Consider the following 21416-nt stretch of genomic DNA (forward strand, 5'->3'; position numbering starts at 1 on the left):
GCTTGATTTGCCCGGCGCGTGCGCCTAAAGGCCGTTCTTCCGATTTCCACACATGTTTCGAGCTCCCTATGGCCCGCGTTACCGTTGAAGATTGCGTCGAGAAGATCCCGAACCGGTTCGATCTCGTCCTGCTCGCCGCCCACCGCTCCCGCAACATTTCGGCCGGTGCCGGACTGACCGTGGATCGAGACAACGACAAGACGCCCGTCGTGTCCTTGCGCGAACTGGCCGAAGGCAATCTGGACCTGGACGATCTGCGCGAAAGCCTGGTTTCCAATCTGCAGCGCGTCATCACCGATGACGACATGCCGGACGAGACTCCCGACGAAGCGGCGCCCGTCCTGGCCATCGAGCAAGGCGACAGCCAGCCCAAGGAAATGTCCGAAGCCGACTTGCTGCGCGCGCTGCAAGGCGACCGCGACAATGACAGCTCGACCCGCTTTTAGGGTTTCGACGACATAGCCGCCTTGCAAGCCATCGGTCCTCGCCGGTGGCTTTTGCGTATGGGCCGCTCTATACGGCGATCGTGAACGACCATACGCCGATCATGCCCGCGCCGCAGAGCGCCCAGCAGAGCTATCTGCGCCAGTTCGAGCTGGTCGAGCGGGTCAAGGCCTACGACCCCTCCGCCGACGAGGCTTTGCTTAACAAGGCCTACATCTTCACGGTCAAGGCACATGGGGAGCAGAAGCGCCATTCCGGCGATCCCTATTTCGCCCATCCGATCGAGGTCGCGGGCATCCTCGCCAATCTGCATCTGGATGTCGCATCGATCTGCACCGCATTGCTGCACGACGTCATCGAGGACACGGACGTGACGCGCGAGGAACTGGCCGACATGTTCACGCCGGAGATCGCCGAGCTGGTGGACGGGGTGACCAAGCTGTCGCAGCTGGAACTCAGCCCCAGCGCGACGAAAGAGCGGCAGCAGGCGGAAAATTTCCAGAAATTCGTCCTCGCCATGAGCAAGGACGTCCGCGTGCTGCTGGTCAAGCTGTGCGACCGCCTGCACAATATGCGCACGCTGCAATACCATCCCAAGAAGGCGTCGCGCGAGCGGATCGCGCGCGAAACGCTCGACATCTACGCTCCGCTCGCCCGGCGGATCGGTGTGGACCGCATCTGTTCGGAACTCGAAGACCTGTCCTTTCGCCACCTCAACGAGGCCGCCTATGAAGGCATCATGCGGAGGCTCGAGGACTGGCGCACCAGCCAGGGCGAGGCGATCAGCGAAGTGTCCACGGCGCTGCGCGACCTGTTCGACCGTGAAGACATCAATGTGCGCATCTACGGCCGGGAAAAACGCCCCTTCGCCATCTGGCGCAAGCTGCAGCGGCAGAACATCAGCTTCGACGATGTCGCCGATCTCTATGCGTTCCGCATCCTGGCGGAAGACGAGGCGGATTGTTACCGCGTGCTGGGCATCTTGCACCGCACCTACCGCGCCGTCCCGGCCCGTTTCCGCGACTTCATCAGCGTGCCCAAGCCGAACGGCTACCGCTCGCTGCACACGACCATCCGCACGCCGGACAATCGCCGCGTCGAAATCCAGATCCGGACCGAATTGATGGAAGACGTGGCCGAACGGGGCGTGGCCGCCCATTGGGCCTACAAGGACCAGTCCTACGCCTACGATCCGGAACGTGCGCAGGCGGCAGGCGGCGATCCGCTGCGGCGCATCCGGCCGCTGGTCGAGATGATGGAGCAGAGCGGCGACGCGGCCGAATTCCTCGAACATGCCAAGCTGGAGATGTTTTCCGACCAGGTCTTCACCTTCACGCCCAAGGGCGATCTGATCTCCCTGCCGCGCGGGGCGACGCCGCTGGATTTCGCCTATGCCGTCCACACCAAGGTCGGTGACACCTGCATCGGCGCGGTGGTGAACGGCCGCCGCGTGCCTTTGCGCACCCGGCTGGACAATGGCGATGTCGTCAAGATCGTGCGCGGCGGCACGGCTGAGCCGCAGGACGGCTGGGAGCACATGGTCGTGACCGGCAAGGCGCGATCGGCCTTGCGGCGGCTGACGCGCGAAGGCGAAACGGAGGAGTTCCGCCGCATCGGTGCGATGCTGGCCGACCACGCGTTCACGCGCGAAGGCCAGACCTTTACCGAAAAAGCCCTCGACGATGTGGTCAAGCGCATGGGCCTGTCGGATGTGGGCGAAATCTACGAACAGCTGGGCCGCGGCGACCTGTCCATGAACGTTTTCATTCAGTCCGTCTTCCCGGCCATGAAGGACCGCGACCCCGACACGGAAATGGCCAATCGCGACCTGATCAGCGACGGCACGGCGCGCCTCTATATCAAGGGGCGGGGCCTGCGGCCTGGCATCGGGCTGCATCTGAAGTCCTGCTGCTCACCCATTCCGGGTGACCGCATCATCGGCATCCAGTCGGCCAAGGGCGGCATCGACGTTCACACGATCGACTGCGAGGAACTGGCCGACCACGAATCGGACCCGCAGGACTGGATCGATCTGGGCTGGCGGCAGGCGGCGGACAAGACGGCGTCCACCGCGCGCGTCACCGCCACCGTCGAACACGTCCCAGGCGCGCTGGCCGACGTGACGCGCATCATCGGCGAGAATGCAGGCAACCTCATCAACATCCGCACGCTGCAGCGCAGCCCGGCCTTCTTCGACATGCTGCTGGACCTCGAAGTGCGCGACAACCGGCATCTTCTGGCGATCATTGCCGCGCTGCGCACTTCGACCTATGTGGTCGCCGCCGACCGGACCCGGTCGCATCATGACAAGGACGACGATTAGATGAAGACCGACGACGTTCTGGACGTGTTCCGCGAAGCGGGCGCCCTGCTGGAAGGCCATTTCATCCTGTCGTCGGGGCGGCGCAGCCCGGTCTTCCTGCAAAAGGCGCTGATCTTCAAGAACCCGGTCCTGACGGCGAAGCTTTGCGCCGCGCTGGCCGACACGGTGCGCGACCATCTCGGCGCGCTGCCGGATGTCATCGTCGCCCCGGCCATGGGCGGGGTCATCCCCGGCTACGAAATGGCGAGACAACTCGGCCTGGAGTCCATGTTCATGGAACGGGAAGGCGGCGACTTCGTCCTGCGGCGCGGTTTCGCGCTGGAGCCCGGCCAGACCGTGCTGATGGTGGAAGACATCGTCACGACCGGCCTGTCGTCGCGCGAAACCATCGCCGCCATAACGGCGGCGGGCGGGCGGGTCGTGGCAGGCTGCTGCATCTTCGACCGTTCCGGCGGAGAGGCCGACATCGGCGTGCCGCTCATCAGCCTCGCAGCCAAACGGTTCCCGGACTACGACCCGAACGACCTGCCGGACGACCTGGCGCGCCTGGAGGCGGTCAAGCCGGGTAGCCGGGGGCTGGCGTGACGCCCGTTCACGACAAGCCGGTGAGATTGGGCGTGAACATCGATCACGTCGCGACGCTGCGCAACGCGCGGGGCGGAACGCATCCCGATCCGGTCGATGCGGCGATGGCCGCCATCGAGGCAGGCGCCGACGGCATCACGGCGCATCTGCGCGAAGACCGGCGCCATATCACGGATGGGGACATGGACCGGCTTGCCGCGCTTTGCGAGGACCGCGACGTCCCGCTGAACATGGAACTCGCCGCGACGGAAGAGATGGTGGAAATCGCGGCTCGGCTGAAGCCTCACGCCGCCTGCCTGGTCCCGGAACGGCGCGAGGAGCGCACGACCGAAGGCGGCTTGGACGTGGCGGGGCAGCATAACCGCCTGGTGCCCGCCATCGCCCGCCTGGCTGACGCGGGATGCCGGGTCTCGCTGTTCATCGAAGCGGCTCCGCACCAGATCGACGCCGCCGCGTCCACGCGGGCCGAAGTCGTGGAGTTCCACACCGGCGCTTACGCTCACGCGCTGGACGACGGCAACGAGGACAAGGCGCAGGCGATATTGGAGCAACTGCGCGACGGGGGCCGGTCGGCCGATGCGGCCGGGCTGGAAGTCCATTACGGCCACGGCCTGACCTTTGACAATGTGCGGCCGGTCGCCGCCATCCCCGAAGCGCGAGAACTCAATATCGGCCACTTCATCATCGGCGAGGCCGTGTTCCTGGGACTGGGCCCGGCCATCCGGCGCATGGCGGACATCATCGCCGACGCGCGAGCGGCCGCATGATTCTCGGCATCGGCACAGATATTTGCGACGTCCGCCGCATCCGCGCGCTTCACGACAAGCATCCGGAGCGTTTCGCCGCCAAGGCATTCACGCCGCGCGAACGCGAAGTCTGCGATGCGCGGCCCGATCCCGTGCCGTGCCTGGCCAAACGTTTCGCCGCCAAGGAAGCCGTGGCCAAAGCGCTCGCCACGGAATTCAGCGGCGCTCTGTCCTGGCACGATGTGGAAGTGATCAATGCCGCGTCGGGCCGTCCGGACGTGCTGCTGCATGGCGGCGCGGCGGCGCGGTTGCGCGACCTGCTGCCGGAGGGCCACGCGGCCCGCATCCGGATCAGCCTTTCGGACGAGCGGGACTACGCCGTCGCCTTTGCGGTGGTGGAAGCGCGGCCCGGCTGCTAGGGCGCAACGATGTTGACGCGCAAGGCCAAATCGGACGCAGTCCGCGAAGATGCCGACAAGGCCGAAAAGAGCGGTGTGTGGGAGATCCTCTCCACCATCGCTTGGGCGATCGGCATCGCATTGGTCCTGCGCACCTTCGTCTTCCAGCCTTTCACCATTCCGTCCGGGTCCATGTATCCGGGGCTGATGGAGGGCGACTATGTCATCACGTCGAAATATTCCGTCGGCTATGGCCGCTACGCCGCCATGCCGTTGCCTTTTCCGGACGTGGACGGGCGCCTGTTCGCGCGCGGGCCGGACCGCGGGGACGTCATCGTCTTCCGGCCGGACGGGATAGACCAGAACTACATCAAGCGCGTCGTCGGCCTGCCCGGCGAACGCCTGCAGATGATCAACGGCGTGTTGCACATCAATGGCGAAGCGGCCGGGATGGAGCTGCTCGGCACGGAAAACTACACGCACCGCCGCGCAGGCCGGGTGCTGGGCAGCTACGAGGCCGCGCTCTATGCGGAAACCCTCCCGGGCATGTCGGAATCCCATCTGATCTATGATGGCATCGAGAACAACGGCGCCGACAACACGACCGTCTTCACCGTGCCTGCCGGGCACTATTTCATGATGGGCGACAACCGGGATTTCTCCGGCGATTCGCGCGTGCCGGTCGTGCGTCAGGGTGCGGGCTACGTCCCGGCGGAAAACATCATCGGGCGCGCGGAATTCGTGCTGGCGTCGGTAGATGAGGATTTCGTGCTCTACAAGCCCTGGACCTGGGGCAATTTCCGCGGCGGCCGCTTTTTCATGGGGGTTGGGTGAGCGCGCTGGACGCACAGCGCTACCGCCGGGTCGAGAAGCTGGAAGAGCGCATCGGCTACCGGTTCGAGGACCGGGCGCTCGCCATGCGCGCCATGCGCCACAGCTCCTATGGCGACGGGCAAGGCAGCGAACCCAACAATGAACGGCTGGAGTTCCTCGGCGACCGCGTGCTCGGCCTGATGACGGCGCATGCGCTGTTCGACCATTCCGGCGAAGCCGAAGGCACGCTGGCGCGTCGGCTCAATGCGTTGGTGCGCAAGGAGATGTGCGCCAAGGTCGCCCGCAAGATCGGATTGGGCCAGGCCGTGATGATCTCGCCGTCCGAAGACAAGCATGGCGGGCGCGACAAGACATCCATTCTCGGCGATGCGTGCGAGGCGCTGATCGCCGCGCTCTATCTCGACGGCGGACTGGCGGCGGCGCAGGCTTTCTATGACCGGTTCTGGATGTCGGAGCTGGACGACGTGTCGTCGCGGTCGGCCAAGGACCCGAAAACGCTGTTGCAGGAATTGGCCATGTCGCGGGCCTGCGGTCTTCCGGACTACACGGTCGTCGAGCGCAGCGGGCCGGATCACGATCCGGTTTTCAGCGTCGAAGTCGCCGTGACAGGTGCGGGATCGGCGCGGGGCGAAGGTAAAAACAAGCGCGAGGCGGAACGTCTCGCCGCGCAGGCGCTTATCGATATATGGCAATAGAGGTCACACGCAGCGGATTTGCCGCCATCGTCGGCGCGCCGAACGCCGGCAAGTCCACCCTGACCAATCGGCTGGTCGGCGAAAAGGTCTCCATCGTCACCCACAAGGTGCAGACGACGCGGTTCCAGATCCGCGCCATCGCCATGCTCGGCAACTCCGCCGGCACCCGCTCTCAGGTCGTGCTGGTCGATACGCCCGGCATCTTCGCCCCGCGCAAGCAGGACCGCCTGGCCAAGTCGATGGTCCATGCTGCCTGGTCCGGCGCCGACGACGCCAACGCCGTCATCCATGTCGTGGATGCGGGCGCCTGGCACCGGCGCCAGAACCAGACCGGCTCGGCGCAGGACCGGCTCGCGTCCGAGGACACGGAACGGGTGATGGCGGGTCTGGCGCAGCGCGAGCGCAAGGCGGCGCTGGTGCTCAACAAGATCGACACGATCCCGACCGATCTCGTCCTGCCCATGATCGCCCATTTCGACCGCACCGCTCACTACGACCGCATCTTCGTCGTCTCGGCCACGTCGGGCGACGGGGTGGACGACCTCGCCACCTATCTGGCCGATGCCATGCCGGAAGGCCCGCTGCTCTATCCCGAAGATCAGGCCGCCGACATCCCGCTGCGCCTCATGGCGGCCGAAATCACGCGTGAGAAACTGTTTCTGCGCCTGCATGACGAATTGCCCTACCATTCCATGGTCGAGACGGAGAAATGGACCGAGAAGAAGGACGGCTCCGTGCGGGTCGACCAGGTCGTCTATGTCCGGCGCGGCACGCAGAAAGGCATCGTGCTGGGCAAGGGCGGCACGACGGTCAAGGAAATCGGCGCGTCCGCGCGCAAGGAGATGGAAGACTGGCTCGGCCGCCGCGTCCATCTGTTCCTGTTCGTCAAGGTTCGAGAGAACTGGATGGACGATCCGGCCCGGTACCGCGAAGCCGGTCTCGAATTCGACGTCTGAGCCGTGGAGTTCACCTCCGAAGCCATCGTGCTACAGGCCCGCAAACACGGCGAGACTTCGGCGATCCTGGAGACTTTCACGCGTGAGCAGGGCCGTCATAACGGTCTGGTGCGCGGCGGCGCGGGACGGCGCATGCGACCGCTGCTGCAGCCCGGCAATATCGTCGAAGTCGAATGGCGCGGCCGGTTGGAAGAACATCTCGGCTACTACACGGTCGAGATCCATCAGGCGCTGGCCGGAACCTTCATGGAGGACCGGCTCAGCCTCGCCGCGCTGAACGCGGTCGCCGCGCTTCTGCGCGAGATGCTGCCGGAAAAGCAGCCTTTGCCCGACCTCTACGCGGTCACGAAGATCGTGCTGGAACGGCTGGACGATCCGCAGGTCTGGCCCGCCCTCTATGTGCGCTGGGAAAGCGTGCTGCTGCAGGCGCTGGGCTACGGGCTGGATCTGTCGGCTTGCGCGGCGACGGAAACGACCGAAAACCTGACCCATGTCAGCCCGCGGTCGGGGCGCGCCGTCAGCGCCGAGGCGGCGAAACCCTACACCGACAAGCTCTTCGCCCTGCCGCCCTTCCTGCGCGGCGAGCCGGTCGCGTCGCCGCAAGACATCGCCGACGGCCTGCGCCTGACGGGGCATTTCCTTGAGACGCGCGTGCAATGGGAGCGCAACAGGACGCTGCCGGATGCAAGGCGGGTGATGGTGGAACGGCTGGTAGCGGACGGATTGGCGGCGAGTTAGGTCTTCGTCCCCGGCAATGAATGACGGGGACGGTCCAAACGTGTGACGGACCGTTCTTCTGCTTGGCCGCTCTCACACTTTCACTGTTTGTTCCGCTAGGCATCGGGACGGATTTGCTTAGACATCCTGCTCATGGCCCGCACCAAGACACCTCCGAAGACGAAAAAGGCTCCGCCGCCCAAACCGGTGATCGAGGAGCATATCGATAGCGCGCTGTCCAACCGCTACATGGCCTACGCCCTGTCCACCATCACGCAGCGCGCCCTGCCAGACGTGCGCGACGGGTTGAAGCCGGTCCACCGCCGCATCCTCTACGCCATGCGCCAGCTGAAGCTGAACCCGGACGGCGCCTACAAGAAGAGCGCGCGCATCGTCGGCGACGTGATGGGCCAGTACCACCCGCATGGCGACCAGTCGATCTACGACGCGCTGGTCAAGCTGTCCCAGACCTTCGCCACACGCTATCCGCTGGTCGAAGGGCAGGGCAATTTCGGCAATATCGACGGCGATAGCCCGGCCGCCATGCGCTACACCGAAGCCAAGATGACGCCGGCCGGGATGCTGCTGCTCGACGGGCTCGACGAAGACGCGGTCGATTTCAAGGACACCTACAACGAGGAAGACACGGAGCCGGTGGTCCTGCCCGCCGGGTTTCCGAACCTGCTGGCGAATGGGGCGCAGGGCATCGCGGTCGGCATGGCGACCTCCGTTCCGCCGCACAATGTTGCCGAAATCTGCAACGCCGCGCTGCATCTGATCAAGACGCCGAACGCGCGCGTGGAGACGCTGCTGAACCACGTGCTCGGCCCGGACCTGCCGACCGGCGGCATCATGGTCGAGCCCAGGGAGTCGATGCTGGAGACCTACCGCACGGGGAAGGGGAGTTTCCGCGTGCGCGCCCGATGGGAGAAGGAGGATCTGGGCCGCGGCCAGTACCAGATCGTCGTCACCGAAATTCCCTATCAGGTGCAGAAGTCGCGCCTGATCGAGAAGCTCGCCGACGTGATCGAGAGCAAGACGGCATCTGGCCTGACCGATATCCGCGACGAATCCGCCGAGGACATCCGCATCGTGCTGGAGCCGAAATCCAAGACCATCGACCCGGCCGTGCTGATGGAAAGCCTGTTCAAGATCAGCGAACTGGAAAGCCGCGTCAGCCTGAACATGAACGTGCTGGACGCCGCCGGGGTGCCGCGCGTCATGGATCTGCGCGAGGTCATCCAGGCCTGGCTCGACCATCTGCGCGAGGTGCTGCTGCGCCGCACGAACCAGCGCCTGGGCAAGATCGCCGACCGGCTGGAAGTGCTGGACGGCTACATGATCGCCTTCCTGAACCTGGACGAGGTGATCCGCATCGTCCGGTTCGAGGACAAGCCCAAGGAGGAACTGATCCGGGCTTTCAGCGTAACGGAGCGTCAGGCGGATGCGATCCTGAACATGCGGCTGCGCGCGCTCAACAAGCTGCAGGAAATCGAGATCAAGTCCGAGAGCGAGGCCCTACGCGCCGAGCAGTCGGACCTGACCGAACTGGTCGGATCGGATGCGCTGCAATGGGAGCGGATCTCGGGACAGATCCGCGACTTGCGCGACCTTCACGGTCCCAAGACGGAAGAGGGGCGCCGCCGCACCACTTTCGCCGAGGCGCCGGACCTCGACATCGACCTGTCCACCGCCTTCATCCAGAAGGAACCGATCACGGTCGTGCTGTCGAAAAAAGGTTGGATCCGCGCGTTGAAAGGCCGGGTGGACGATCTGGATTCGCTGAAGTTCAAGGAAAACGACAGTCTCGCCTTCGCCATTCCGGCCGAAACGACCGACAAGATCATCCTGTTTGCCTCCAACGGCAAGGCCTACACGCTGGCGGGTGACAAGCTGCCGGGCGGGCGCGGCAACGGCGAGCCGATCCGTCTTTTGCTGGACCTGGAAAACGACCACGTACCGATCGCCTTGTTCGTCCACGATCCGGACCGCACGCTGCTCGTCGCCTCGAGCGAAGGCTACGGCTTCCAGGTCAAGGAAGCCGAGGTCGTCGCCTCTACCAAGACTGGCAAGCAGGTCCAGACCCTCAAGGGCGGGGCCGAGACCGCCCGCGTGATCGACGCGCGCGGCGACCGCGTCGCCGTCATCGGCGACAACCGCAAACTGCTTGTCTTCGATCTGGAAGAAGTGTCCGAACTGACGCGCGGCAAGGGGGTCAAGCTGCAGCGCTACAAGGACGGCGGCATGAAGGACGTGATCACTTTCGCGACCGAAGACGGCCTCGCCTTCATCGACAGCGCCGGCCGCCGCAAGGACGTCCCCGACTGGCCCCAACATGTCGGCATCCGCGGACAGGCCGGGCGGTTGGCGCCGAGAGGGTTTTCGAGGCAAGGTCTGTTCAAGCCGATAATCTAGTCGCAGTTCGATACTAGCCCGCAGGTTTGCGTCCCGCGTGCGGGTCTAAGATTGACACCGGCAATCGTCGCAAACCTAATCGGCCCGAAGTTTGTCCCGAAGGATAAAAGGGGAACGCTGCGCCGTAAGTTCTGACGATAGCTTTCCCAACCATCTCCACACACCCCTCATCTCGGACTTGACCCGGAATCTATTGGCTAACCATATAGGCTAACACAGTAATCCTCTGATGAACCCTGGGTCGAGCTCGGGATGAGGGAGAAGACAAATGGAAGTTGCAATAAACAAAGATGACAGAGACGAAATTATGTGAAACGCCACTCAACACAACCCACCATAAAAGCATCGTCCGCCCGTCTTGCCAAACGGCTTTGCCCGGCGGGCGATTGCCCTTACACCCGGACGCGTGAGCAATGCCCCCGAATTCACCGTTTCCGAGCTGGCCGGGAACATCAAGCGCACCATCGAGGAGAGCTTCGGGCGCGTGCGGGTGCGGGGCGAGCTGGGGCGGGTGACGATCGCGCGGTCGGGGCATGCCTATCTGGACCTCAAGGACGACCGCGCCGTCATCAATTCGATCATGTGGAAAGGCACGGTGTCGCGCCTGTCGATCCGTCCCGAAGAGGGCATGGAGGTTATCGTCGAGGGCAAGATGTCAACCTATCCGGGGCGGTCCAACTATCAGCTGATCATCGACCGGATGGAGCTGGCGGGCGAGGGCGCGTTGATGGCGCTGCTCGACAAGCGCAAGAAGGCGTTCGCCGCCGAAGGGCTGTTCGCGGCGGACCGCAAGCGGGCGTTGCCCTTCATGCCGCGCACCATCGGCGTGGTGACGTCCCCGACCGGGGCGGTGATCCGCGACATATTGCACCGGATCGAGGACCGCTTTCCGGTGCATGTCCTGGTCTGGCCCGTGCTGGTGCAGGGCGACAAGGCGGCCGCCCAGATCGCGGCGGCCATTACGGGCTTCAACCATGCGGACGGGTTTCCCCGGCCCGACGTGCTGATCGTGGCGCGCGGCGGCGGATCGCTCGAAGACCTCTGGTGCTTCAACGAAGACGTGGTCGTCCGCGCGGCCGCCAGTTCGGACATCCCGCTGATCTCCGCCGTGGGACACGAGACCGACACGACCCTGATCGATCATGTGTCCGACAAGCGCGCGCCGACGCCGACGGGCGCGGCGGAAGTGGCCGTGCCGGTGCGCGAGGATTGGCTGGAAACGGTGGCCGAGCTGGGCCTGCGGGCGGTGCGCGGCCTGCGGCGCAGCGTGAACGACCGGGCGATCCGGTTGCGGGCGTCGCGCCTGCCGTCGGTCAGCGTCCTGCTGGGCCCGGTTTCGCAGCGGCTGGACGCCGCGCGCCTGCCCGGTCCCGCTCGCCTGCTGGACGGCAAGCGGGGCCGGTTGGCGGCGCAATATCTGCCCACCCCGGCGCGGCTGATCCAGGCCAAATCCGCGCGCCTGGCGGGGCTTCGCCTGCCGCCGACGGGGCGTCTGACGCAGGCCGGGCGGTCCCGGCTCGACGGTCTGGTGGATCGGCTGGCGGCGGCAGGCCGGTCGCGACTGACGCGGCGATCGGACCGATTGGCGTCGGTCGGCGCGCGTCTGTCGCCTGTGCCGTTGCGACGCGGGTTGAGCGATCGGTCGGTGGCGCTGGACCGCGCCGCATCCGGTTTGGCGCGCGCCGGGCAGTCCCGGCTGGAAACCGAGCGCGCAAGGCTCGACCGGGCGGCCTCGCTGCTCGACGCCTACAGCTATCAGGGCGTGCTGGCGCGCGGCTACGCTCTGGTGACGGATGCGGACGGGGCGGTGATCCGCTCGGCGGAGACGCCCGACCTGGGACAGGCCGTCACGCTCGCCTTCGCCGACGGCAAGCGCGCGGCCGTGATCGACGGCGCGACGGCGCGGCGCAAGCCCGCCCGCAAGAAAGCCTCTCCCTCCGACACACCGCAGCAGAGCCTGTTTTAATCCGGGCCCATCCGTCCTATGTCGAGACCATGAACATGTTCTTCCAGCAGCAGGGCGAAGCGAAGCTCCATTACGGATCGTCCGACTTCACCATTCTCGAAGGCGGCGCCTATGTCGTCTGTGCCGTGACGCGGGAGAAGATTCCGCTGGAGGAACTGCGCTACTGGAATGACGACCGCCAGGAAGCCTACCGGGACGCGGCCGCGGCGCTGGAAGGCTTCAAGCGGGCGGGGGCGGTATGAGGGCGGCCTCATTGATTGCGGCGTTTGGAATTGCCGCCTGTGCACAAAGTAGTGAGTCGCTCGCGCAGGCGGACGACTCAAAGGCCGAGATTGTTCAATCTCATGTCGAGACCGAGGTCGTTGAAGCGCCGACTAAAGTATTGTCGAACGCTCAAGCTGTCAGTTCGGACGAGTTGAAAGTCGAGTATGTCGGTAAAGTCAACGGTATCGAAACATTCGGTATAAGACGCGATTGCGAAGGCAAGACCGATTGCAAACCATTGACACAGGACGAACTGGATGAACGCTTGCGCTCGACCTTTGCAATATCGCACGCCGAAGTCTTGGGCACTTCAACTGAAGCCAAAATCGACTGCCACGGCGTCACCAAACAGGGCGGCATGGTGATCTGCCGGACGGCGCCCAATGCGGCCGTGGAGATCGGCCGGGCGGAAGACGACACCTACGTCCAGCGCGCCGACGATGACGGCGTCATCATCATCGGATTCGACCGCGACGAACCGGCGGCGTTCGCGCGCGTGGACGGCCACCGGGTCAACTTCGACATCGAGCCGCGTGAGTACGATATTTCGCGGATCGACGGGCTGCCGTCCAATATGGTCAACGACTATACGGAGGAAGAGCTGGCCCGCATCCGCGCGGCAACGGCGCGCAAGAAGGTCGGCTTCGCCTCGCGCGTCGAGGAGATCGGCTTTCGCGACGGGTTCATCTATCCGGTGCAGCCCCATCGCAAGACGACCAATTTCGGGGCGCAGCGCATTCTCAACGGCGAGCCGAAGCGGCCGCATTTCGGGGTCGACCTGGCCGCGCCCAAGGGCACGCCCATCGTCGCACCGGCGGACGGGATCGTCAGCCTCGCCGATGACGACATGTATTTCGAGGGCTCGCTGATCCTGATCGATCACGGGCAGGGGCTGATCAGCTACTACCTTCACAATGAGGACGTGCTGGTCGAGGAAGGCCAGCGCGTGAAACAGGGCGAACAGATCGCGACCGTCGGGTCGCGCGGACGCTCCACGGGGCCGCATCTGTGCTGGCGCCTGAAATGGCGGGGGCGCAATCTCGATCCCGAACTGCTGACGGAGTGGCCCGGTCGCGATGGTTAAATCACCGCAGGATTGCCGGACCATGGCCGAGGTGCGCGAGGGCGTGGATGCGCTCGACCGCGAGCTGGTGCGCCTTCTGGTCCGCCGCCAGGGCTATATGGACGCGGCGGCGCGCATCAAGCCGAGCCGCGAGGCCGTCTATGACGCGGACCGCATCGAGGATGTGGTGAGCAAGGTGCTGGTCGAAGCGCGCGCACAGGGACTGTCCGCCGATATCGCCGAGCCGGTCTGGCGTCTCCTGATCGAACGCTGTATCGCGCACGAGTTCGACAGGTGGGACGCGACGCGCGAAAAGCGGTCCGCTTGAACGAAAAACGCCCCCGGCGCGAAGCCGGGGGGCGTCATGATTTGCGGGGTCGAGACGCTTACTCTTCCGGTGCCCACTCGCCGGTGATCATGCAGCTGCCATCGGCTTGGGCTGCGGTGCCTTCGGGACAGGTGACTTCGGCGTCCGCAGTCACCTCGGCATCGGCATCGACATCCACGCTTTCATCGATATCGTCGGCGGTTTCCTCGACCTCGTCGGCCGCGTCGTCCATGGCCTTCTCGGTTTCGTAAGCGGCGTCTTCCACGGTCGCTTCGGTTTCGTCGGCCGCCTCGTCCAGAGCCTGCTTTGTCTCGTAAGCGGCGTCTTCAGCAGCCTCTTCGGTCGCGTCTGCCGCGGCATCGGCGGCCTCGGCCGTTTCGTCGGCGGCGTCATCGATCGCGTCCATCGCCTGCTTGGTCTCGATCTCGGCCTGCGTGTCGGCATCGACCTGCGGGTCTTGCGCGAAAGCGGGTACGGCGAACGCGAACGTGGCGGCGGCAACGCCGGAAAGTAGTGTCTTGGTCATGGATTTCTCCGAAATTTAGCCCCAGCTCGGGCGAACTGGCCACCGGAATAGGGCGAGATTTTGTCCGAAATGCAAGTCCGATGTTTCGAAGTCGGGCCTTCCGGAGTGGTCTAATCCGTGGAATCTTGCCTGTAGAGCGCTTTCGGCCAACGGCGATGGACCCAGAACCATTGCGCCGGATTGTCCCGGATCCGGTCTTCGATGAAGGCGGTGACGGCGCGCACACCGGCTTCGACGTCGGTGTCGCGGTCCCCGGTCCGGGTCCAGTCCAGCGGTGGAAAGAACCGCACATGAAAGCGCGCGCCGCGCCGCACGACGACCATGGGCAGGATCGGCCGTCCGGTCTTCAGAGACAGCCGCACCGCGCCCTGCGCCGTCATGGCGTCTTCGCCGAAAAACGGGATTTTCAGCCCCGTATTGAATTTCTGGTCGTTCAGAATCGCGATCGATTCGCCGCTTCGCAGCGCCTGGAACAGTTCGCGTCCGCCGCGATGGGTCGATTTCTGGACGAGGAACTTCGTGCCGTAGGCTTCGCGCTGTTCGCGCACGCGCCGGTCGATCAGCGGATTGTTGATCTTGCGATAGGTCACGCGCACCGGCTCCGGCGACTGGGTCAGCACGGTCGCCATCACCTCCCAATTGGCGAAGTGGCCGGAAACAAGGATGCCCGGCGCATTGTCGAGGAAGATGTCGAGGCCCTCCACCGTCACGGTCGTTCCGTTCATCGGCGGCGTGTCGTCGAATGCGCGGATCCGGTCGGTCAGGGCGAATTCGGCGAACGTCCGGCCTGTATTGTCCCATTGGTCTCGCAACAGCTGCGCAATCCGCTCTGCGTCCGCCTCCGGGAAGGCGATCCGCAGATTGGTTTTCGCGATATGGTGCTTGGACGTCAGCGGGCCGATCAGCCGCAACAGCGCCCCGCCGAGCCAGGACACCAAGCGGAACGGCAACAGGCGCAGCAGACCCGTCAGCAGGTCGTACCCCGCCGCCTCGATCCGGTGCGTGAAACCGGTGCGTTCGCTCACAGCTGTTTGCCCGGCTGCGACGCGGCGCTGCGCATGATGGGGTGCAGCAGGCGCTGCAGCGTCAGCTCGTCTTCGAACCGGACTTCGACGGGAAACGCATACACGCCCTTGCGATATCTGGGCGGCAGACGAACATGGTCCTTTTCCGTCGTGATCAGCGAGGCGCCATATTCAGCGGCCAGGGTGAACAGGCTTTCCACTTCCGTGTCGGTGAATTTGTGATGGTCGGCGAACGGGATTTCCTCGACCAGGTCCGCGCCCATGCGACGGAGCTGGTCGAAGAACTTGTTGGGTCGGCCGATCCCGGCGAAGGCGTAGAGCCTGCCGCGCGGCGGCTCGGCTCTCGGCGCGAGATAGGCCGGTATGACCAATTGGTTGGCGAGCTGTCGCGCCAGCACGGCGCCGATGTCATGATCGGGCGACGGCTTCATCAGGATCACCGCATCGGTGCGGGCCAGCGCGTCCGTCAGGGGTTCGCGCAAGGGCCCGGCCGGAAAGACGCAGCCATTGCCGAACCCGACTTCGGCATCGACGACCAGCAGAGACAGCGTCTTGGCGAGCGCCGGGTTCTGATGGCCGTCATCCATGACGATGGCGTCCGCCCCTTCGGACACGGCCGCGACGGCGCCTTCGTTGCGCGCGGCAGCGACCCAGACCGGGGCGGACCGCGCGATGAGCAGGGGTTCGTCGCCGACTTCCGCGGCCGTATGGCGCGGATTGACCGGCACAGGCCCTTTGAGTTGCCCGCCATAGCCGCGCGTCAATCCATGCGCATTCACGCCCATGCGGCGCAGGCTCTTGAGCAGATAGATCGTCACGGGCGTCTTGCCGGTGCCGCCGAGCGTCGCATTGCCGACGCAGATGACGGGTATGCCGGGGTCGAGCGGGTCGGCTCGACGTCGCCGTCGCCGACCGGCCCAGGCATAGAGCGCTGCGAGCGGACGCAGCAATGTGCGGATCACCGGCGCACCGTCGCGGCCCTCTCGGATATTCCAGAATTCGGGCGGTCTCATCCGGGCGAACTCATCTGCGCCGTCTTAGAAGCTGTTCCAGCTCGCGCACCGTCCGGTCGAGCGTGCCAGAGCTTTCCGAGGCAAAAGTGCGGGCACTGGCAGCCATGTCGTCCAGCTCTCCCGCCAGACCCCGTCGGATGAGATCGGGCGCTTCGGCTTCGTCGGCGATGGCCACGGCGTCGATATCGCTCATCTTGCGATACAGATCGACGAAGCTTGCATGATAGGGTCCGGTGATGACCGGAACGCCGGCCCGGGACGCTTCGAGCGGATTGTGACCCATCAGGGCCGGGTCGAACGATCCGCCCAGCACGCAGACCTGCGCCAGCGACAGGGCCAGCCCCATCTCGCCCATCGTGTCCATGACATAGGCGCCGCCTGTCGGCTGTCCGCCCGCGGAACGCGCCGCCGTGCCGAGCCGGTCCGCGATGGCAGGGCCGCGCGACGGATGGCGCGGCAACCAGATCATGTAGGCGTCGGGCAGGGCATCGTGCAGGCGATGGAAGACTTCCTCTTCCGCCTCATGCGTGGAAGCGGCGAGCCAGACCGGCCGGTCGCCGATGGCCGCGCGCAGGGCATCACGTTCCGCCGCATCGAAATCCAGGGCGGGCGCATCGAATTTCAGGCTGCCCACGTCCGGGACGCTGCGCATGGTTAGCTTGGCCAGACCGTCTGCCGTGCGGCGGTCGGCGGCCAGGATGGTGTCGAACGACCCGATCACCGATTGCGCCATGGGCAGGCGTCCGGACCAACCCTCCAGGGACGTATCGCTCATCCGGGCATTGATCAGCGCCAGCGGAACGTTGGCGCGCCGGGCCGTTCGGATCAGGTTCGGCCACAACTCGCTTTCGGCAAAGACGGCGAGATCCGGATGCCAATAGGCGATGAACCGCGCCGTGGCCCGCGCCGTGTCGAGCGGAACATATTGATGGAGCGCCCGTTCCGGCAGCTGTTCGACCAGCAGGTCGGCCGATGTGACCGTGCCACTGGTGATGAGCACGTGCCGGTCCGGCTTTTCCAGCAAGCGGTCGATCACCGGGCGCAGCATCTGAGTTTCGCCGACGCTGGCACCGTGCAGCCAGATCAGTTCGCCTGGCGGACGGACCGCCTGCGCGCGCCCGAACCGTTCGCGGTAGCGCTGCGGGTCTTCCTTGCCGGTGCGGATGCGGCGCTTGATCCATAGCGGCAGGAACGGCGCCAGCAGGGAGACGAGCGTCCGATAGGCGAGCAGCGATTTGAAGGGCGAGGTCACGCCGGGGCCACCGCCACGTGGCCGAGCGACTCGTCGGCCTCGGCCATCAGCGCGTTCATCTCGGTCTCCACGCCTAGGCGGCGGACTTCCAGATCCGCGTCCGTCGCATCCGCCGGAATGCGCTGCGGCGTGCCCCAGACGATGCGGCCGCGACCGAAGGGCAGGGGCAGGACGAACCGGTCCCAGCTGTCGAACTGCTTGCGGTTGGCGACGGCGAACGTGCAGGGCAACACCGGCGCGCCGCTCATCCGGGCAAGGCGGAACGGCCCGATCGGCACGCGCTGGCGCGGACCCCGGGGGCCGTCCGGCGTGATGACGATGCATCCGCCTGCCTCCAGCGCGTCGAGGATTTCGCGCCCCGCCTTGCCGCCGCCCTTGGCCTTGGTCTTGGCGGCGTTCCTGGCCGATCCGCGCACGGTGGACAGGCCGAGCCAGCGGCAGGTCCAGTCCACGACGGCGCCGTCGCGCGAGCGCGAGATCAGCACGTGCGGGTGCTGGAAGCGCCGCTTCCAGGCGCTGGTCAGCAGCAGGAAGCGCGAATGGAAGGTCAGGGCGATCAGCCCTTCGCCGCTATCGATGACAGGCGCGGCGCGTTCTGAGTGGCGCACGTCCCAGCGGGTCGTGTATTTGACCAGCGTCATCCACAGCGCGACCAGCCCGCCAATGACGGCCTGCATGGCACTGGAGCGCATCAAGCGTTTGAACACGTTGGCCCTCCCTGATAACGGCGCAGCCTTATGGCGGACCTAGGCGACAAAGCACTCGATCTCAACGATCCAAAGGACAGAAAGCAGGCGCGGTACGACCTGACCTGGGGCGATCACGGCTTCTTGCGCAAACGCTTCGCCAACCGGCACGACATCGGCGGCGGCATGTACCGGGAAAACCAGCCCTCGCCGGAGCGCATCGAAGTGCTGGCCGACGAAGGCATCAAGACCATCGTCAATCTGCGCGGACCCAGCCCCAAAGGCTTCTACCTGCTGGAACAGGAGGCCTGCGACCGCCACGGCATCGCGCTGGAAAATTACCGCATGTATTCGCGCGACGTGCATTCCAAGGAGCGTCTGCTGGGCACGAAGGATCTGTTCGACCGGATCGAATATCCGGCCGTGATGCATTGCAAGAGCGGCGCGGACCGGACCGGAATCATGGGCGTGCTCTACCGCCACTTCCGCATGGGCGATTCGATCGAGGAAGCGATGGAGCAGCTTTCGTTCAAATATCTCCATGTGCGCCACGGCAAGACGGGCATGCTGGATTTCTTCTTCGAGGACTATCTTGCCTACAAGTCCGACCATCCGGATGTCAGCTTCGAAGACTGGGTGCGCGGCCCGTACGACCCGGCGGATGTCAAAAGCCGTTTCATGAGCCACTGGACCGGCAACGCCCTCACGGAATGGATCCTGCGGCGCGAATAGCCGTCTCTCCCAGTTCGGTCGCAGCCAACGCATCCCGTGCATACGCAATGCGCGGCGTGCGCAAGCGGCTGCGCTTCCAGACGAGATAGAAGGGATTATCCACGGTCCGCCGATCGATGACGGCAAGCCGGTCCTCAATCCTCAGCGCTGTCGTCAGATAGGCCGGAAGAACGCTCCAGCCTCTCAGGGCGACGACCAGATCCCGCACGCTGCGCAGGTCGCCGACGATGAGTTTCGGTCGGGGCGGATTATCGTCCGGGCGATGCGCCGCGAACCACTCCGCGACCAGGGAGAGGTCGTCGTCATAGGCGATCAGCGGGCCGTCGGCCTGCCCGATGAGCTGCAGTTTTTCCGCCCCGATCCGCTTCGCGCCGAAGGAAGCGTTCTTCGGTCTGGATGCCGTGACCGCGAGGTCGAGCGATCCGTCGGACAGGCCGCCATGCAGAGCCGAACGGTTGCCCAGCCGGACGCGAATGTCCAGTCCGGGATGATCCAGCGCCGTCATCAGGACGGGACCATAGACGGAGAAAAGCTCGGGCGGCGCGCCGATATGCAGGCTTCCGGCGATATCCGTGGTGCGGGCGACACGGCGGGCGACGGATTGCTCCAGCCTGTCGATCCCGGCCGCGACATCGCGCGCCAGTCCGTTGGCGGCATCGGTCGGGACGACACCTTGGCTGCGACGGTCGAACAAAGGCGCGCCGAGTTCGTGTTCCAGCGCCTTGATCTGCGCGCTGACGCCCGGTTGCGTCAGGCCGAGCGCTTTCGCCGCGCGGCCCATCGAGCCCTCGCGATAGACATGAAGAAAAGTGCGCAAGCGGTCGAGCGACATCGCCCCTCATAGAAATATCTATGAGTGCGGGCAATCTGCAAGATGAGGCTTTTCGGCGGCCCACACGTATGCAGATGGAACATTCACGATGAAGGAGACCGACATGATGGACGGTATCAAGGTGGCGATCATCGTCACATCCGCCAGCAGCATGGGCAACGGACCCGACGCGGACCCGACGGGCGTCTGGCTGGAAGAACTGACCACGCCCTACTACGCCATGGCCGACGAAGGGCTCGACATCGAAGTCTTCACCATCGCCGGCGGCAAGGTGCCGGTCGATCCGCGCAGCTTGAGCGACGAAGAGACGGCCAAGAGCGTTCTGCGCTACCGCAAGGACGAAGCGCTGCGGGCCATTTTCGCCAACACGCCGCCCGTCGAAGCGGTCGATCCCAAAGCCTACAACGTGATTTTCCTTCCCGGCGGGCACGGCACCATGTTCGACTATCCCGAAAGCCGGACGCTCAAAGCCGTCGTCGAACATGCGCTGACGACCGAGACGGTCATGGCCGCCGTCTGCCACGGTCCGGCTGGTCTGACGACCGCCACGGATGCGAACGGCGTGTCGCTGTTGAAGGGGCGCAAGGTCTCGGGCTTCACCAATAGCGAGGAAGATGGTGTCGGCCTGACGGATGCCATGCCGTTCCTGCTGGAAACAAAGCTGAAAGAGCTTGGCGCAGACTATGTCTCCGGCCCGGATTGGCAGCCTTTCGCCGTGCGAGACGGCTTGCTCGTGACGGGACAGAACCCGGCTTCGGCCGCCCGCGTGACCGAACTCGTGATGGAAGCGCTCGAAGCGCGGAAGGAATAGCCGGTGGACTATCTGCACACCATGGTCCGGGTCGCGGATATCGATGCCGCGCTCGACTTCTATTGCGGAGCGCTCGGCCTGGAGGAGATCAGCCGCAAGGACAGTCAAGGCGGCCGTTTCACGCTGATCTTCCTCGCGGCTCCGGGCGATGCGTCGGCCGCGCGCGAGACCAAGGCGCCGATGGTCGAGCTGACCTACAACTGGCCGCCCGAAGACGGCAGCCCGCCGGAAATCTATGCAAGGGGCCGCAATTTCGGCCATCTCGCCTACCGGGTCGACGATATCTACGCGGCGTGCGAGCGGTTGCAGGCCAAGGGCGTCACCATCAATCGCCCGCCGCGCGACGGGCGCATGGCCTTCGTGCGCTCGCCCGACGGCATTTCCATCGAATTGCTGCAGAAGGACGAGGCGCTCCCGCCGCGATCACCTTGGGCCGAAATGGACAATAGCGGTCACTGGTGAGCCGCTTTCCACAGACGCCGGACGGGCGCTACTTCGTTTCGAAGGGCCGCCTCTGGCGGACCACCAATCCGAAACTGCCCGAAGCGGAGCGCGAACGGTTGGTCAAGGCGTTGATGAAAGCTCGGCGCGATGTGTATCGCGACCGCGACGATGCGGAAAAGCTGAAAGACGCCCGCTCTCGCGTCCATGCCGCCAAAGTGGCGCTGGGCGAACGCGGTCCCGTCTGGTGGGATGACGGCGCGGAAGACGTGCTTCGGAAGGCGCCGAAAAATACCCGGTATGCCGATTGGTGGGACGGGCTGAGCGAAGCGGAACGCAAGGCAGGCCTGTCCTGAGGCCCGAC

At 65.2% G+C, this 21416-nt stretch carries 24 protein-coding genes; 18 read left to right on the forward strand and 6 right to left on the reverse strand.

Annotated features, from left to right (window positions below):
* Window positions 1–68: 68 nt before the first annotated feature.
* The 14 genes from rpoZ (at window position 69) to Q0718_RS04680 (ending at window position 13734) form a co-directional block, all read left to right on the forward strand.
* A complete protein-coding gene (rpoZ, locus tag Q0718_RS04615) occupies window positions 69–446 on the forward strand; it encodes a DNA-directed RNA polymerase subunit omega (protein WP_298914172.1) in 378 nt (125 codons plus the stop codon).
* A gap of 44 nt (window positions 447–490) precedes the next feature.
* Window positions 491–2767, forward strand: a complete 2277-nt coding sequence (locus Q0718_RS04620) for a bifunctional (p)ppGpp synthetase/guanosine-3',5'-bis(diphosphate) 3'-pyrophosphohydrolase (RefSeq protein WP_298914175.1) — start codon at window positions 491–493, stop codon at window positions 2765–2767.
* Window positions 2768–3352 (forward strand): orotate phosphoribosyltransferase, encoded by a 585-nt coding sequence (gene pyrE, locus Q0718_RS04625; protein WP_298914177.1) that lies wholly within the window; start codon window positions 2768–2770, stop codon window positions 3350–3352. It abuts the gene before it with no gap.
* A complete protein-coding gene (locus Q0718_RS04630; RefSeq protein WP_298914180.1) occupies window positions 3349–4119 on the forward strand; it encodes a pyridoxine 5'-phosphate synthase in 771 nt (256 codons plus the stop codon). Before pyrE ends, Q0718_RS04630 begins: the two co-directional genes overlap by 4 nt.
* Complete coding sequence (gene acpS / locus Q0718_RS04635; RefSeq protein ID WP_298914183.1) at window positions 4116–4517, forward strand: holo-ACP synthase; 402 nt, start codon at window positions 4116–4118, stop codon at window positions 4515–4517. Before Q0718_RS04630 ends, acpS begins: the two co-directional genes overlap by 4 nt.
* Window positions 4518–4526: 9 nt before the next feature.
* On the forward strand, window positions 4527–5330 hold the full coding sequence (gene lepB / locus Q0718_RS04640) for a signal peptidase I (RefSeq protein WP_298914186.1): 804 nt from the start codon (window positions 4527–4529) through the stop codon (window positions 5328–5330).
* 5 nt (window positions 5331–5335) lie between these two features.
* Window positions 5336–6025 carry a ribonuclease III gene (gene rnc / locus Q0718_RS04645; protein ID WP_366523823.1) on the forward strand — a complete coding sequence of 230 codons (690 nt, stop codon included), beginning with the start codon at window positions 5336–5338 and terminating at the stop codon, window positions 6023–6025.
* On the forward strand, window positions 6016–6981 hold the full coding sequence (gene era / locus Q0718_RS04650; protein WP_298914190.1) for a GTPase Era: 966 nt from the start codon (window positions 6016–6018) through the stop codon (window positions 6979–6981). The genes rnc and era overlap by 10 nt, the downstream gene beginning before the upstream one ends.
* A gap of 3 nt (window positions 6982–6984) precedes the next feature.
* Window positions 6985–7719: a DNA repair protein RecO gene (gene recO / locus Q0718_RS04655; protein ID WP_298914193.1), complete on the forward strand. Its 735-nt coding sequence runs from the start codon at window positions 6985–6987 to the stop codon at window positions 7717–7719.
* A gap of 132 nt (window positions 7720–7851) precedes the next feature.
* Window positions 7852–10113 (forward strand): DNA topoisomerase IV subunit A, encoded by a 2262-nt coding sequence (gene parC, locus Q0718_RS04660; protein WP_298914195.1) that lies wholly within the window; start codon window positions 7852–7854, stop codon window positions 10111–10113.
* Between the two features lie 406 nt (window positions 10114–10519).
* Window positions 10520–12079 (forward strand): exodeoxyribonuclease VII large subunit, encoded by a 1560-nt coding sequence (gene xseA / locus Q0718_RS04665; RefSeq protein ID WP_298914198.1) that lies wholly within the window; start codon window positions 10520–10522, stop codon window positions 12077–12079.
* 29 nt (window positions 12080–12108) lie between these two features.
* The gene (locus tag Q0718_RS04670; protein WP_298914201.1) at window positions 12109–12321 is read left to right on the forward strand and encodes a DUF2093 domain-containing protein; all 213 of its coding nucleotides are present in this window, start codon (window positions 12109–12111) and stop codon (window positions 12319–12321) included.
* 140 nt (window positions 12322–12461) lie between these two features.
* Complete coding sequence (locus Q0718_RS04675; RefSeq protein WP_298914204.1) at window positions 12462–13427, forward strand: M23 family metallopeptidase; 966 nt, start codon at window positions 12462–12464, stop codon at window positions 13425–13427.
* Window positions 13420–13734, forward strand: coding sequence for a chorismate mutase (locus tag Q0718_RS04680; RefSeq protein ID WP_298914207.1), 315 nt, complete (start codon window positions 13420–13422; stop codon window positions 13732–13734). The genes Q0718_RS04675 and Q0718_RS04680 overlap by 8 nt, the downstream gene beginning before the upstream one ends.
* A 58-nt stretch (window positions 13735–13792) precedes the next feature.
* Here the strand turns inward: Q0718_RS04680 and Q0718_RS04685 are convergent, their stop codons facing one another.
* The 5 genes from Q0718_RS04685 to Q0718_RS04705 form a co-directional block, all read right to left on the reverse strand.
* The gene (locus tag Q0718_RS04685; RefSeq protein WP_298914210.1) at window positions 13793–14260 is read right to left on the reverse strand and encodes a hypothetical protein; all 468 of its coding nucleotides are present in this window, start codon (window positions 14258–14260) and stop codon (window positions 13793–13795) included.
* A gap of 110 nt (window positions 14261–14370) precedes the next feature.
* Window positions 14371–15285, reverse strand: a complete 915-nt coding sequence (locus tag Q0718_RS04690; protein ID WP_298914213.1) for a lysophospholipid acyltransferase family protein — start codon at window positions 15283–15285, stop codon at window positions 14371–14373.
* Window positions 15282–16298 carry a tetraacyldisaccharide 4'-kinase gene (gene lpxK, locus Q0718_RS04695; protein ID WP_298914215.1) on the reverse strand — a complete coding sequence of 339 codons (1017 nt, stop codon included), beginning with the start codon at window positions 16296–16298 and terminating at the stop codon, window positions 15282–15284. Before lpxK ends, Q0718_RS04690 begins: the two co-directional genes overlap by 4 nt.
* 10 nt (window positions 16299–16308) lie before the next feature.
* A complete protein-coding gene (locus tag Q0718_RS04700) occupies window positions 16309–17550 on the reverse strand; it encodes a 3-deoxy-D-manno-octulosonic acid transferase (protein WP_298914218.1) in 1242 nt (413 codons plus the stop codon).
* Window positions 17547–18257, reverse strand: a complete 711-nt coding sequence (locus tag Q0718_RS04705) for a lysophospholipid acyltransferase family protein (RefSeq protein ID WP_298914221.1) — start codon at window positions 18255–18257, stop codon at window positions 17547–17549. Before Q0718_RS04705 ends, Q0718_RS04700 begins: the two co-directional genes overlap by 4 nt.
* A gap of 30 nt (window positions 18258–18287) precedes the next feature.
* Here Q0718_RS04705 and Q0718_RS04710 point away from each other — a divergent pair, with 30 nt between their 5' ends.
* Entirely contained in the window at window positions 18288–18968 is a 681-nt protein-coding gene (locus Q0718_RS04710; protein ID WP_298914224.1) for a tyrosine-protein phosphatase, read from the forward strand.
* Here Q0718_RS04710 and Q0718_RS04715 read toward each other — a convergent pair.
* Entirely contained in the window at window positions 18940–19800 is an 861-nt protein-coding gene (locus tag Q0718_RS04715) for a LysR family transcriptional regulator (RefSeq protein ID WP_298914227.1), read from the reverse strand. The genes Q0718_RS04710 and Q0718_RS04715 overlap by 29 nt on opposite strands.
* A gap of 103 nt (window positions 19801–19903) precedes the next feature.
* Between Q0718_RS04715 and Q0718_RS04720 the strand changes: the two genes are divergently transcribed.
* Genes Q0718_RS04720 through Q0718_RS04730 form a run of 3 tightly spaced genes read left to right on the forward strand, consistent with a single transcriptional unit; the run spans window position 19904 to window position 21408 of the window.
* Window positions 19904–20611: a type 1 glutamine amidotransferase domain-containing protein gene (locus Q0718_RS04720; protein ID WP_298914229.1), complete on the forward strand. Its 708-nt coding sequence runs from the start codon at window positions 19904–19906 to the stop codon at window positions 20609–20611.
* A gap of 3 nt (window positions 20612–20614) precedes the next feature.
* Window positions 20615–21073 (forward strand): lactoylglutathione lyase, encoded by a 459-nt coding sequence (locus Q0718_RS04725; protein WP_298914232.1) that lies wholly within the window; start codon window positions 20615–20617, stop codon window positions 21071–21073.
* Window positions 21070–21408, forward strand: a complete 339-nt coding sequence (locus Q0718_RS04730; RefSeq protein ID WP_298914234.1) for a hypothetical protein — start codon at window positions 21070–21072, stop codon at window positions 21406–21408. The genes Q0718_RS04725 and Q0718_RS04730 overlap by 4 nt, the downstream gene beginning before the upstream one ends.
* Window positions 21409–21416: the final 8 nt, after the last annotated feature.

Source organism: uncultured Algimonas sp. (assembly GCF_947498175.1).
Lineage (GTDB): Bacteria > Pseudomonadota > Alphaproteobacteria > Caulobacterales > Maricaulaceae > Litorimonas.